Source organism: Nioella sp. MMSF_3534 (assembly GCF_030732985.1).
In the GTDB taxonomy this organism is placed as follows: Bacteria; Pseudomonadota; Alphaproteobacteria; order Rhodobacterales; family Rhodobacteraceae; genus Nioella.
Window position 1 is genome coordinate 50,568 of sequence record NZ_JASHJX010000015.1, and the last position, 13,548, is coordinate 64,115.

Annotated in this window: 13 protein-coding genes and 1 tRNA gene; 11 read left to right on the top strand and 3 right to left on the bottom strand. The window is 63.0% G+C overall.

The window, feature by feature from the left end; genetic code table 11:
• Positions 1 to 127: 127 nt before the first annotated feature.
• Positions 128 to 781, bottom strand: coding sequence for a GntR family transcriptional regulator (locus RBB16_RS08345; RefSeq protein ID WP_306045726.1), 654 nt, complete (start codon positions 779 to 781; stop codon positions 128 to 130).
• Positions 782 to 807: 26 nt separating this feature from the next.
• Positions 808 to 1,506 carry a SprT family zinc-dependent metalloprotease gene (locus tag RBB16_RS08350; RefSeq protein WP_306045727.1) on the bottom strand — a complete coding sequence of 233 codons (699 nt, stop codon included), beginning with the start codon at positions 1,504 to 1,506 and terminating at the stop codon, positions 808 to 810.
• A 112-nt stretch (positions 1,507 to 1,618) separates the two neighbouring features.
• On the opposite strand from RBB16_RS08350, the gene RBB16_RS08355 reads away from it, so the two are divergent.
• The 8 genes from RBB16_RS08355 to RBB16_RS08390 all read left to right on the top strand — a co-directional run bounded on the left by RBB16_RS08355 (position 1,619) and on the right by RBB16_RS08390 (position 8,243).
• Positions 1,619 to 1,957, top strand: coding sequence for a TIGR02300 family protein (locus RBB16_RS08355; RefSeq protein ID WP_071690923.1), 339 nt, complete (start codon positions 1,619 to 1,621; stop codon positions 1,955 to 1,957).
• 69 nt (positions 1,958 to 2,026) lie between these two features.
• The gene (locus RBB16_RS08360; protein WP_306045728.1) at positions 2,027 to 3,199 is read left to right on the top strand and encodes a hypothetical protein; all 1,173 of its coding nucleotides are present in this window, start codon (positions 2,027 to 2,029) and stop codon (positions 3,197 to 3,199) included.
• A gap of 118 nt (positions 3,200 to 3,317) precedes the next feature.
• Positions 3,318 to 3,393, top strand: a tRNA-Ala gene (locus RBB16_RS08365).
• 192 nt (positions 3,394 to 3,585) lie between these two features.
• Entirely contained in the window at positions 3,586 to 4,152 is a 567-nt protein-coding gene (gene rfbC / locus RBB16_RS08370; protein WP_306045729.1) for a dTDP-4-dehydrorhamnose 3,5-epimerase, read from the top strand.
• Between the two features lies 1 nt (position 4,153).
• Entirely contained in the window at positions 4,154 to 5,203 is a 1,050-nt protein-coding gene (gene rfbB / locus RBB16_RS08375; protein ID WP_306045730.1) for a dTDP-glucose 4,6-dehydratase, read from the top strand.
• Positions 5,200 to 6,054 (top strand): dTDP-4-dehydrorhamnose reductase, encoded by an 855-nt coding sequence (gene rfbD / locus RBB16_RS08380; protein WP_306045731.1) that lies wholly within the window; start codon positions 5,200 to 5,202, stop codon positions 6,052 to 6,054. Before rfbB ends, rfbD begins: the two co-directional genes overlap by 4 nt.
• Positions 6,051 to 6,920: a glucose-1-phosphate thymidylyltransferase RfbA gene (gene rfbA, locus RBB16_RS08385; RefSeq protein ID WP_306045732.1), complete on the top strand. Its 870-nt coding sequence runs from the start codon at positions 6,051 to 6,053 to the stop codon at positions 6,918 to 6,920. Before rfbD ends, rfbA begins: the two co-directional genes overlap by 4 nt.
• 75 nt (positions 6,921 to 6,995) lie before the next feature.
• Positions 6,996 to 8,243, top strand: coding sequence for a glycosyltransferase family 4 protein (locus RBB16_RS08390; protein ID WP_306045733.1), 1,248 nt, complete (start codon positions 6,996 to 6,998; stop codon positions 8,241 to 8,243).
• Between the two features lie 6 nt (positions 8,244 to 8,249).
• Here the strand turns inward: RBB16_RS08390 and RBB16_RS08395 are convergent, their stop codons facing one another.
• Positions 8,250 to 9,293, bottom strand: a complete 1,044-nt coding sequence (locus RBB16_RS08395) for a polysaccharide biosynthesis/export family protein (protein WP_321184869.1) — start codon at positions 9,291 to 9,293, stop codon at positions 8,250 to 8,252.
• A 168-nt stretch (positions 9,294 to 9,461) separates the two neighbouring features.
• Here RBB16_RS08395 and RBB16_RS08400 point away from each other — a divergent pair, with 168 nt between their 5' ends.
• The 3 genes from RBB16_RS08400 (at position 9,462) to RBB16_RS08410 (ending at position 13,538) form a co-directional block, all read left to right on the top strand.
• Positions 9,462 to 10,304, top strand: coding sequence for an NAD(P)-dependent oxidoreductase (locus RBB16_RS08400; RefSeq protein WP_306045734.1), 843 nt, complete (start codon positions 9,462 to 9,464; stop codon positions 10,302 to 10,304).
• Positions 10,301 to 10,915: a sugar transferase gene (locus RBB16_RS08405; protein WP_306045735.1), complete on the top strand. Its 615-nt coding sequence runs from the start codon at positions 10,301 to 10,303 to the stop codon at positions 10,913 to 10,915. Before RBB16_RS08400 ends, RBB16_RS08405 begins: the two co-directional genes overlap by 4 nt.
• A 193-nt stretch (positions 10,916 to 11,108) precedes the next feature.
• Positions 11,109 to 13,538 (top strand): glycosyltransferase, encoded by a 2,430-nt coding sequence (locus RBB16_RS08410; RefSeq protein WP_306045736.1) that lies wholly within the window; start codon positions 11,109 to 11,111, stop codon positions 13,536 to 13,538.
• The last annotated feature ends 10 nt before the right edge of the window (positions 13,539 to 13,548 follow it).

Below are 13,548 nucleotides of genomic sequence, written 5' to 3' on the forward strand. Positions count from 1 at the left end.
TGGCCCCGAAGGGGCCTGAGGAGGGCCGCCCGCGGATCGACGCGCGATGCGCGGCGAAACCGCTTTTCGTATGCACGCCCGGTGTACGGGGGGTGCACAGGGGGTGTACGCATGGCACCCCCCCTTTTCAGCTCGCCAGCAGACGCAGCCCTTGCGTCACATCGGCCCGCACCGCCAGTCTCAGCCCCGGCTCGTCACCGGCCTTCAGCGCCGCGATGATCAGCTTGTGGTGGCGCGGCGGATCGGTGCGCCTCAACCGCCCGTAAAGCGCCCGCATCGTGGGGCCAAGCTGCAGCCAGACGGTCTCTGCCAGCGCCAGCATCGCCGGGGCCTGTGCGCGCAGGTAGAGCGTCCGGTGAAACTCCAGATTTGCCCGGATATAGGCCACCGGATCGCGATGCGCGACGGCCTCTGCCACAGTGCCGTTGATCACCTCCATCCGGTCGATCAGCGCCGGATGGGCGCGCGGCAGGGCGCGGGCGGACAGCTCCGGCTCCAGCAGCGCCCGGATGGCCGCAAGCTCCTCGATCCGGTCATTGGACAGCTCCGGCGTGGACACCCGCCCCGAGGAGGACAGCGACAGCGCCCCCTCGCTCACCAGCCGCCGCAAAGCCTCGCGCGCCGGGGTCATCGAGACGTCGAATTCCTTTGCAATCCCGCGCAGGGTCAGCGCCTCGCCGGGCAGCATCTGCCCATGCATGATCCGTGTACGCACCGTGCGGTAGATGCGGTCATGGGCGGCCGATGTCGGCGCTTCGGAGGGGCGTTGCGTCAGAAGCATGGGGTCACCCGATCACAAGCCCCCGCTCAGGGCAAGCGGTCAAAGCGCCAGGCCAGCAGCTCTGCCCCGTTCCGGCGCAGCCAGTCCCGGTGCGGCTGATAGCCGGGGCAGAGCCGTTCGCACACGGCCCAGAAGGCGGGCGAATGGTTCATCTCAACCAGATGCGCGACCTCATGGGCGGCCACATAATCCAGCACCTCGGGCGGGGCCATGATCAGTCGCCAGCAATACATGAGATCACCCTTGGAGGAGCAACTGCCCCACCGGCTGCGCGTGTCGCGCAGGGTGATCCGGCCAAAGCTGCGCCCCAACTGGCCTGCGTGATGGGCAGAGCGTTCTGCCAGCCGGTCCCGCGCCATCTGCTTCAGCAGCGCCGCCATGCGCGGCCCCTCCTGCCCCTCGGGCAGTTCCACCCGCCCCTCGATCAGGCGCGCGGAACGACCGGTGCCGGGCACGATCTGCCGCAATTGCCCCTCGATCGGAATCGCCCCCCCGATCACAGGCCGCGCCGGGGCGGGGCTGGCAGTCAGATGCTTGCGGACCCAGCCTTCTCTTGCATCCAGAAAGGCGATCGCCTCGGCCTCAGGCGCATGATGGGGCATCGACAGGGTGACCTGCCCGCTGGATCGCGAAACGCGCAGGGTGAATCGCCGTGCACGGGCCGAGCGCTTCAGCAGCACCTCGACCGGTGGGTCGCCCCCGAGAATGTGGATTTCGTTCCCCATATGCGCGATGCAACCCGGCTTTGTACGATTGGCCCGATGAAAGGCTTTACAGCCCCCCGACATTGTGGCAGGTGACCGCAATTCCTCGATAGCGATGATTGAAGGGGGTGTCATGCCCAAAGAAGAATGGGGCGTCAAACGTGTCTGCCCAACCACCGGCAAACGCTTCTATGACCTGAACAAGACCCCGATCGTCAGCCCGTATACGGGCGAAACGGTCGTGATCGAAACAGGCAAGGCATCGCGCACGCTGGTGGCCGACAAGGCCGACAAGGCGCAAGCCAAGGATACGGATGACGCAGAAGTGCTGGACGATGACGCCGCAGCACTGCTGGACGATGACAGCGATGACATCGATCTGGACGATGACCTGTTGGATGACGACGAGGATGACGACAGCGTCCCCCTCGACGATCTGGCGGATGTCGCGTCGGACGACGACGACAGCTGAACCAGTCTTACAACAGGCATATGAAAGGCGGGCCTCTTCGGAGGCTCGCCTTTTTTCTGACTGGCCCCTTTGGGGGAAGAGAGAGTTGGCCGAATCAATGCTCTTGGCTATCTTTGCGGCATTAAAATCTGCTGGATTAAAACAATGCCATACTCTGTGCGCGCGGCTTTGCTTGGCCTCTGTGTATCTCTCGCTTTGCCGACAATTAGCCTCGGTCAAAGCGCCGACTTCCTTGCCGATCTACTGACTGATAGCACCGATCGTGCGCAACTGAGTGCGTGGATCAATGATGCCCGGCAGGTGCGCGATGATCTCGCGCAGGAAGCGGATCAGCTTGACCAGCTTCGGGACAACCGGGACGGCTTCCTTGTCGATGATGCGATCAGCGGGGTCACCATTCTCTCCGAAAGCGAGGCGGAGCGCAGCTTTACTGCACTGATGCTGCAAGCCATGCTCGGCGAAGGCCATGTGGAGAACTCGGAAGAATTCGTGACAGGATCGGCCGCGTCGCGATTGCTGCGGGAAGCCGCGCGAGGGTTTCTGCAAAGAATGCAGGCGGGAGATTTCGGATCGGGAGAGATAACACTTTCATCTATCCATAGCGCCCTGCTTGACGAATTTCTGGCAATCCTGTCCGCACTCGATTTGGAAAATCGGGAAGTACTGGCAGATGCCGCCCGCATCAGGCGCGAAGAGGTGGCAAGAATCGACGCCATGCTGGCGCGGGCTGAATCGCTTGCCCAAACGCCCGCCGGAACTGGCGACGTTCTGATGCAGGGGGGATACTACGTTATCCAGTTCTCGGGCGGCGGCTATCAGAACCGCAACGGGTGGCAAAGCGCATGGGTCGAGGGCTATTCGAATCGGGTGCTCCAAGTGTCTTCCAGCTTCACGGAAATCACCCCGCGCGGCATATGGGAGTTCCCGGTCGGGTCAAGCGTGGATCAGTTCGAACAGGACCAGCAGCGCGAAGCACGCCAATGGGCCGTTGAAACGGTCTGCAACCGGGGCAATCAGCGCGGCCCCTATGGATATCTGCCTGCCATCTGGGTCTGGGGGCCGGAATACGAGATCGTCGCAGGGCCGTTTTCGGACATTCTGGACGCGTTGGAACTGTCTGGCGGAACCGATGGCGCCGTGAACCTGGAAGAAGGATCAGCCAATCAATGGCACATCCAGACCGAACAGCCAGACGAGGAGTTCTACGACGCTTGCAGGGCGCTCGGCTGGAACCCGCCCTGATTGGTTTCGGCGATCTTTCGCGTTCACCTGACAACTCGCAGCCGGAAGCGTTTTTTCGCTTGAACTCCCCCACGCTCTTTCATAAACCCCGCCTACCGTCGCAACGCAGACGTGCGATGGGGCCTTAGCTCAGCTGGGAGAGCGCTTGCATGGCATGCAAGAGGTCAGGGGTTCGATCCCCCTAGGCTCCACCAAATCCTCCTCCTCCGAAGCGTTGTCGTGTGATCTGAAAGCTGCGTCCTGCCGGACCTTCAGCGCATAGGGGCTATTGTTGCCCAAATCACAACCGTCCTTTCCCCGATGCAATGGACATCAGCATTGCAATCAAAGGGGAATTGTCCAAGAACGGGGCAGCACCGAAACAGATCAAGGATCGGGGTTGCGACGTGCAGGTTGACCAAACACCTCTTCCGGGACTTCTGATCCTGACCCCTCGTCGATTTGGCGATTCCCGCGGGTTTTTCAGCGAGAGCTGGAACAAGCGGCAGATGGCGGACCAGGGGCTCGACTACGATTTCGTGCAGGACAACCATTCGCTGTCAGCGCGGGTCGGCACGGTGCGAGGGCTGCATTTTCAGGCACCGCCCCACGCGCAGGCGAAACTGGTGCGGTGCGGGCGCGGGCGGCTCTTTGATGTCGCGGTCGATATCCGCAAGGGCTCCCCCACCTTCGGGCAGTGGTTCGGTATCGAACTGAGCTTCGAGAACGGCAAGCAGCTGATGATCCCGGCGGGGTTCCTGCACGGGTTCGTGACGCGAGAGCCGGATACCGAGATCATCTACAAATGCACCGATTACTACGCCCCCGACGCAGATGGCGCGGTGCGCTTCGACGATCCGGGTATCGGCATCGACTGGGGTCTGGAGGGTGCAGAAGCGGTTCTGTCGGACAAGGATGCCGCTGCGCCCTTGCTGAAGGATCTGGGCACCCCCTTTGTCTGGGAGGGCGTGTGACATGAAGCTTCTGGTCACCGGCGGGGCCGGGTTCATCGGGTCTGCCGTTGTGCGGCTGGCGGTGGCGCGGGGCCACGAGGTTGTCAATCTCGACGCGCTGACCTATGCCGCCTGCCTCGACAACGTGGCGCAGGTGGCGGACAGCCCGCGTTATACCTTCGAGCATGCCGATATCCGCGACCGGGCCGCGCTGGACCGGGTCTTCGCAGATCACAGGCCCGACGCGATCATGCATCTGGCGGCGGAATCCCATGTGGACCGGTCCATCGACGGGCCCGGAGATTTCATCGAGACCAACATCACCGGCACCTTCAACATGCTGGAAGCGGCGCGGAAATACTGGGGCGCACAGGGCAAGCCCGGCGGGTTTTGCTTTCACCATATCTCTACGGACGAGGTGTTCGGGTCGCTGCCCGCCGACCCCTCGGAACAGTTCACGGAAGACACGCCCTACGACCCGCGCAGCCCCTATTCGGCGTCAAAGGCCGCGTCCGACCATCTGGTGCGCGCCTGGCACGAGACCTATGGGTTGCCCGTGGTGCTGACCAATTGTTCCAACAATTACGGGCCTTATCATTTCCCCGAGAAGCTGATCCCGGTGATCATCCTCAACGCGCTGGCGGGCAAGCCCCTGCCGATCTACGGGGATGGGTCGAATATCCGCGACTGGCTGTATGTCGAGGATCATGCCGACGCGCTGCTGCTGGTGGTGGAGAAAGGCGCGCCTGGCCGGTCCTACAATATCGGTGGCGAGAACGAGCGCAGCAATCTGGATCTGGTGAAAACTCTCTGCGCTATTCTGGATGACTTGCGCCCGAAAGCAGACGGATCTTACGCCGACCAGATCACCTTCGTGACCGACCGTCCCGGACACGATGCACGCTACGCCATTGATCCCACCCGCATCCGCGAGGAACTGGGCTGGCGCCCGTCGGTGACCGTGGAGGAGGGGCTGCGCCGCACCGTCCTGTGGTATCTCGACAATGAACCCTGGTGGCGCGCCTTGCAGGGCCGCGAGGGTGTGGGCGAACGGCTTGGGGTCCGGGCATGACGGTCCTCGTCTTCGGCAAAACCGGTCAGGTCGCGACCGAGTTGCAGCGTCAGGAAAACCTGCGCGCATTGGACCGCGGCAAGGCCGACCTGACCGATCCCGCAGCTTGTGCCGAGGCGATCCTGCGTTACCGGCCCGATGCCGTCATCAACGCCGCCGCCTATACGGCCGTCGATCAGGCCGAAGGTGACGAGGGCACCGCAACGCTGGTCAACGGGGGCGCCCCCGGGGCGATGGCCGGGGCCTGCGCCGACCTAGGCATTCCCTTCGTCCATCTCTCCACCGATTACGTCTTTGACGGCTCTGGCACCGCGCCATGGTCGGTCGACGCCCCCACCGGCCCGCTCGGGGCCTATGGGCGCAGCAAGCTGGCTGGTGAGGCGGCGATACAGGCAGCGGGCGGCACGTCGGTGATCCTGCGCACCTCTTGGGTGGTCTCTGCCCATGGCGGCAACTTCGTCAAGACGATGCTGCGCCTCGGGGCCGAGCGTGACCACCTGACCATTGTCGCGGATCAGGTGGGTGGCCCCACCCCCGCACAGGACATCGCCGCGGCTTGCCTGTCCATCGCCGCGCAATTGCGCACGGACCCCTCCAAAGCCGGCACCTACCACTTTTCCGGCGCGCCGGACGTGTCCTGGGCCGACTTCGCGCGAGAGATCTTCCGTCAGGCGGGCATGACCTGCGAGGTTGTCGATATCCCCACCAGCGCGTTTCCCACCCCGGCAAAGCGGCCTTCGAATTCGCGGATGGACTGTTCCGACACGACCGAGCGTTTCGGCATTTCCCGCCCCGACTGGCGCAGCGCCCTTTCCCAGATCATTCAAGAGATTCAGGATCAGACCCCATGACCAATCGCAAAGGCATTATCCTCGCAGGCGGCTCGGGCACCCGGCTTTATCCGATCACCATCGGCGTGTCGAAACAGCTGCTGCCGATCTACGACAAGCCGATGATCTACTACCCGCTCAGCGTTCTGATGCTGGCTGGCATCCGGGACATCGCGATAATCACGACGCCTGTCGATCAGGACCAGTTCAGGCGCACTCTGGGCGATGGCAGCCAGTGGGGCATAACCCTGACCTATATCGAGCAACCGTCGCCCGACGGGCTGGCACAGGCCTATATTCTCGCCGAGGAGTTTCTGGACGGCGCGGCCTCCGCCATGGTTCTGGGAGACAACATCTTCTTTGGCCATGGCCTGCCCGAGATCATGGCCGAGGCCGACGCCCGGGCAACGGGCGGAACTGTCTTCGGCTATCACGTGTCCGACCCGGAACGCTATGGCGTGGTGTCCTATAACGACGCGGGCGATGTCACGGGGATCGTCGAGAAACCCGAGGTTCCGCCGTCAAAATACGCCGTGACCGGGCTTTACTTCCTCGACGGCACCGCGCCGGAACGGGCCCGGCAGGTCAAACCCTCCGCCCGCAATGAGCTCGAGATCACCACCTTGCTGGAATCCTACCTTGCCGATGGCCTGCTTAATGTAAAACGCATGGGGCGCGGCTATGCATGGCTCGATACCGGCACCCATGGCAGCCTGCTGGATGCGGGCAACTTCGTGCGAACGCTGGAAAAGCGGCAAGGTTTGCAGACCGGCTGCCTTGACGAGATCGCCTATGAGAAGGGATGGATCACCCGCGACGCACTGGCCGAGCGCGCCGAGATGTTCAAAAAGAACAGCTACGGCACCTATCTGGCAACGCTGCTTTAACGAAAACCTTGCACCAGAGGGCGGGGACGTTAGCGTAACGGTCCCGCCCTTTCGCGTTCATATCACGGCCTGCCTATGAAACTGCTGTTCATCCACCAGAACTATCCCGGCCAATATCGCCAGTTGGTGGACTGGCTGGCCGCGCAGGGCGGGCATGAGATCGTGTTCCTGACCCAGAGAAAGGGTGTCGCCTCCTCGCCCGGTATTCGCGTCGTTCAATACGCGCCGCATCATGCCCCCGCCAAGGATGCCTACGGCCTGTCGCGTTACTGGGAACAATGCACAGGGGCGGGATATGGCGCGGCAATGGCCTGCCAGAAGCTGCAGGCCGAGGGGTTCACCCCCGACGTGATCCTTGGCCATGTGGGATGGGGCGAGTTGACCTTTACCAAGATCGTCTGGCCCGATGTGCCGGTGCTTGGCTATTTCGAGTATTACTTCCTGGCCGAGGGCGGATCGGTCGGGTTCGACCCGGAATTTCCATCGAACCCCGCCACGCCCTACATCATGCACGCCCGAAACGCGGTCAACTTCGCCAATCTGCAAACCGTGGATCTGGGTCAGTCGCCGACCCGGTGGCAAAAGCGGACCTACCCGGACAGCTTTCAGGACAAGATATATACCTGCCACGATGGCATCCGCACCGATCGGCTGTTGCCCAATCCCAATGCGGCTGTGCGGCTGGACCGGCTCGGGCGGTCGGTCACGCGCGAGGATGAGATTTTCACCTATATGGCCCGCAACATGGAACCCACGCGCGGCTTTCACAGCTTCATGCGCGCCCTGCCCCATATCCTCGATGCGCGCCCCAATGCGCGCGCGCTGATCATAGGTGGAAGCGAGGTATCCTACGGTAAGGAAAGCCAGCAAGCCGGGGGCTATCGCGCCGAGATGGAGCGCGAGGTGGGCGACCGCGTGGACTGGAGCCGGGTGCATTTCCTGGGCCGCATCCCCTATTCCGACTACCAGACAGTCATGCAGCTGTCGCGCTGCCACATCTACCTGACCGTGCCTTTCGTGCTGTCCTGGTCGCTGTTGGAAACCATGTCGATGGAGGCCACAATCGTCGCGTCAGACGTGCCCCCGGTGCGAGAGGCCATGCAGCATGGAAAAACCGGCCTGCTGGTGGATTTCTTCGAGCCTGAGGCGATTGCCCGGCAGGTGGTCGAGGTGCTGGCCGCGCCGGGCGACTTCGCCCATCTGGGCCGCGCCGCCCGCGCCCATGTGGTCGAGAATTACGATTTCCTGACCCGCTGCCTGCCGGTTCACATCGAGCGGATCAATGGGCTTGCACCGAATGCACAGCCCATTGCCATGCCTTGATCTGGCTTAGTTGGTGACCGCGTTCACAAGGCCGAAGGCGCTGCCAAAGAGGCTGAATACCGTCTGGACCGAGCTGACCGGGCTTTCCGTCGCCAGCACCAGATCACCCGACTGAATGCGGAAGTTCCGGGCCGAGAAAAGCCCGTCCGAGGTCGTCAGGTCCAGAGTGAAGACAACCCGTTCCTGACGCGGGCCACGCTGGCCGGTGCGCAGGGCCGAAGCCGGATATTCGCGCAGGATCAGGATGCCCTCGGGATCGGCGCGGCTGGAGGACACCCCCCCGATGATCGACATCGCATCAAGCGCGGTCACCACATCCTGCGGGAAGGCGTGCTGATCCTGAATGCCTGCCGCGCCGAGCGACAGGAAATAACGGCGGTCTTCCTCGACGATCACGCGGTCGCCACCGACAAGGCGGGTATCCAGATGCGGTTCGGAATAGAGCCGGGCGATGGAGGTGCCATAAAGCTGGCCATGACGCATCAGGCGAATCTGCGGGTTGCGCAGGGCACCGGACACACCGCCACCCTGAGAGATCAGGCTGAGCACGGAATAGGACTGGTCGGGCATCGGGTAGGTTCCCGGCGCGTTGACGCCGCCCACCAGATCGACCGAGCTATGCATACCAGCCGCCATGGCAAGCTGCACCTGGGCGGAGGGCACGATGGCCTCCAGCTCGGACTGAAGGCGCGCGCGCGCCGCCTGCGGGGTCAGGCCGGAAATACGGGTATCGCCAATATAAGGCATGAAAATCGTGCCATTGGCCCCAACACGCATTTCTTCCAGGTTCACCGCCCGCTGGCCCGGAGCGGCCAGAAGCGAGTTGTCATTGCTGTCCCAGATCGTGATGGCAACCACGTCGCCGGGATTGATGATCTGCGTGCGGGCCCCGGCACTTGCGGTGATCCAGTTCAGTTCGGGCTCGCCCACCACCGGCCACTCCGCCAAAGTCGGAAGGAAGTCCCTGGTCACCGGGTACATGGCAAAATCGGCATCGGCATCATTTGCACCGGCCGTGATTTCCTGTTCGATTCCAGCGCCACGCGGCAAGGAGCAAGCCGTCAACAGCAGGCACATTGCAAAAACGCCAACTGTTCGAAGAGAAAGATTCATGCCCGGTCCCACTGCAAATTGCTGGTTTGTATTGATACGCAACTTCTGGGCAAAATACGACCTGCATCCCGGGGGTCAACGGTTTCAGGCAGGAAAGGTGATTTTATGCGCGTTTTGGTACTTGGTGCCACAGGTCGGCTTGGCCGGATGCTGCAATGGGGCTGGCGGCAGGAAACGCGATTTGTGCCCGCCTGGCATGGTCGCAGGGCCGGGCAGTCCAATGATATCAATGCATTCGATATCCTGTCGCAACCAAAGGCTCTGCAGGACTCCGTCTCCGAAAGCGATGTTGTCCTGTGCCTTGCGGGCGTCACCCCGGCCTCAGGCGCGGATGTGGCGCGCAACCGAGAGATCGCGCTGGCCGTCCGGGCTGCATCGGGCGACATCCCCCTGCTCGTCGCCTCCTCCGCCGCGGTCTATGGGCGCGCTGACGGTCTGTGCCGCGAAGACGACCCGGCCCGTCCAATGGCCCCCTACGGCATTGCCAAGCTGGAGATGGAGCAGGCGTTGGCCCGGGCGGGAGGCCCCGTGACCTGCCTCAGAATCGGCAATGTCGCGGGCGCCGATCAGATTCTGGGCCGCCTTCCCACCAAGGACCCGTTCACGCTGGATCGCTTTGCTGATGGCCGCACCCCCTGCCGCAGCTACGTGGGCCCGGCCACGCTGGCGCGGATGCTCGCCGATCTTTGCGTGGCAGCGGGTGCGGGGCGCACTCTGCCGGCCCTGATGAACGTCGCTTGCCCCGGCGGGGTCGAAATGGGGGCGTTGCTGGACGCGGTGCCGCATCGCTGGTCGGCACGAACCGCCCCGGACACCGCCATCCCGAAAGTTGTGCTGGACACGGACACGCTAGGACGGTTTACCGCGCTGGACGAACGGGCCGGGCACGCCGACAGGCTGGTGGCGGAATGGCGCGCGTTCATTGATCAGTGGGAGCAGCGGCGGTGACCTGGCGCAAGCGTATCTTCGACCTTTTCTTTGCAAGCCTGCTGGTCATCATCCTTGGCCCGATCATCCTGTGGCTGATCTGGAAGATATGGCGCGAACAGGGGGGGCCGATCTTCTACGCCGCCGAACGCATGAAAACGCCCGATCAGAGCTTTCGCCTGTGGAAATTCCGCACCATGACCGTGGTCGATGAGGACAGCGGCGTCTCCGGGGCGCACAAGGCCGCCCGCATCACCCCCACTGGCGCCTGGCTGCGCCGCAAGCGGCTGGACGAATTTCCGCAACTTTGGAACATCCTGCGCGGCGACCTGAGCTTCGTCGGCCCCCGCCCGCCCCTGCGCGAGTATGTCGAGCGATTCCCGGAGATTTATGGCGATGTCCTGAAAAGCCGCCCCGGCGTGACCGGGCTGGCCACCATCACCTATCACAAGCATGAGGAACGCCTGCTCGGGCGCTGCACAACCCCGGAGGAAACAGACGACGTCTATTGCCGCCTGTGCATCCCCATGAAGGCCCGGCTTGACCTGATCTATCAGCGCAACCAGAGCACCTGCTACGATTTCGACCTTGTGTTTCAAACCATTGGCAATCTCTTTCGGCGCAAGCCTTGACGTTTTCCGCGATATGCCGGGCTCGTGTGGACAGAGCTATGACCAGCGGTTAAACACACCGCCACTGGCCCGCCGTCCGGGCATGTAAAAAAAATGCCGCTCGGACCGCCGGGGTTTTTCGCGGCAAGTGCAGGGATTGACTGTGTTCAACCGAATCCGTGGATTGTTCGCCCGATACGCTGACCGGCATTTGGTGATCACAGGCAGGGGGGCGGCTCTGCCCGAGGTCGACGGCGCTCGTTTGGGCTATGTCGAAAGCACGGCAATCCACGGAAACCGCATACAGTTCAACGGGTGGACGACGGCGGATCAGATCGTTCTGTCCTGGCACGGGGGGCAGCTTGTTCAGCGGCCGCATCTGAACCGCGCCGATGTGGCGACGGCGCTCGGGGTCGACCCGGAGGTCGGCTTCTCGGTCGGAGCACCGCTATCCCTGGGTCCGTTCGAACTGACGCTTCGGCAAGGGAACGCCGAATACCAATGCCGCCTCAGGGCGCCCTTCGCCGGCAAGCAGGCACTGGCCCGGATGTGGCTAGGTCTGCGGTTTGCCTGGGTGCTGCTACGTGCCAGCCCGTCAATTCTGAAATGGCAGGCCACCAAAGACCCGCTGCACCGGGCGCGGGTCAAGGCCATCCTTGATCTTGATGCCCACCCGGTTGCAGGGCCGATGCACATCAACTTGTTCGATGATGGCCATGCGCCGCCTGCTGGCCTCGGGGAAACCCCCATCACCATCGTGCTGCCGGTGTATAATGCGTTTGACCTGCTGCCGGATGTGCTGGACCGGGTCGAAAGACACACCGATCTGCCATGGCAACTGGCGGTTATCGAAGACAAATCCCCCGACACGCGCGTCCGTCCCTTCCTGCGTGACTGGGCCAGTTCCCGCAGGGACCGCGTTCACCTGATCGAGAATGACGCCAATCTCGGGTTTATCAGAAGCGTCAACAAGGGCCTGGAATACGCGCTTGAGCGGGGCGCCCATGTCGTGCTGCTGAACTCGGACGCGCTGTTGCCCGAGGCCTGGGCAAGCCGACTGATCGCCCCCCTGGTCGGTCAGGAAAATGTCGCAACGGTTACCCCGATGTCCAACGATGCCGAGATTTTCTCGGTTCCGGCCATTTGCACGAAGACCGACCTGAACCCCGGAGAGGCTGATGCGATCGACGCGCTGGCCCGACAGTTTCACCCGCAAGCGGACCTTGAGCAGGCGCCGACAGGGGTCGGGTTCTGCATGGCGATGAACATCGCCTTTTTGCGTCGCCTTCCCACGCTCGATACCGCCTTCGGGCGCGGCTACGGCGAAGAGGTGGACTGGTGCCGGAAAGCCCGCGCCCTGGGGGGGCTGCATCTTGGGCTTGCGGGATTGTTCGTCGAGCACAAGGGCGGCGAAAGCTTCGGCTCGGCTGAAAAGCAGGCCCTTGTCCAGAAAAACAACGAACTCGTCGCCAGCCGCTATCCGACCTATGACCGGGAGGTTCAGGAGTTCATCCAGGCCGATCCCATGATCACCGCGCGGATCGCCTTGGCCATGGCCTTCGTGGCGGTGCGTTCGTCCGATCCGGTTCCCGTCTACCTCGCGCATTCGCTTGGGGGCGGGGCCGAGCACTATCTGCTGAACAGGATTCACAACGAGTTGCAGCAAGGCCAATCCTCTGTTGTCGTCAGGGTTGGCGGGCCTCAGCGCTTTCAGGTCGAGGTTCGGACCCCCGATGGCGAAAGCACCGGAACAACCGATGACTTCGGCTTTCTGGAGCGCCTGCTCGATGTGCTGCCCCAAAGGCGGATCATCTATTCCTGCGGGGTTGGCGACGCTGATCCGATCGAGCTGCCTTCCCTTCTGCGTCGGCTTGTGCGCCGTGCCGACGACCGGCAAGACGCGCTGGAAGTCCTGGTGCATGACTACTTTCCGATCTCGCCCTCCTACTGCCTTCTCGATTCCGACGGCATCTATCGTGGCCCGGTCCTGCCGGATCGCAGTGACCGGGCACATATGGCGCGGCGCCCGGATCGCACCCGAGCCACTTTGGCCGACTGGCAGAAAGAATGGGGCCAGCTGATCGACGCCGCCAATCAGGTCACGGTGTTTTCCGAAAGCAGCCGCAGCCTCGTTCTTGCGACCTATCCCGGCGCAGAGCCGGTGCTGCGCGTCGTTCCGCATAGCTTGGCGCAGCCCGTGCCGCTTATCGAGACGGGCAACGCAGACGTGGAAGTCATCGGCATCCTCGGAAATATCGGCCTTCAGAAAGGGGCCGCCGTCGCGCAGGATCTCGCAAGGATTGCAGAGGCACGGGGCGACTTCCGGCTCGTGCTGATCGGGAACATCGACCCGGCATTCAGCTTGCCCCGGTCGGTTCCGGTACATGGCAACTACCATGTCTCCGAGCTCGATTCCCTTGCCGCGAAATATGGCATAACCCGCTGGCTGATACCGTCGATCTGGCCCGAGACCTTTTCCTACACCACGCATGAATGCATTGCGACGGGGCTGCCGGTCTACGCGTTCGACATCGGCGCCCAAGGGGATGCCGTGCGGAATGCCGCGAATGGGCACGTGATCGAGTTTTCTGCCGAAGGCAATTTGGCGCAAAGCATCTTGAGACAGGCACTCGACAGGGAGTGAACAGGGAGTG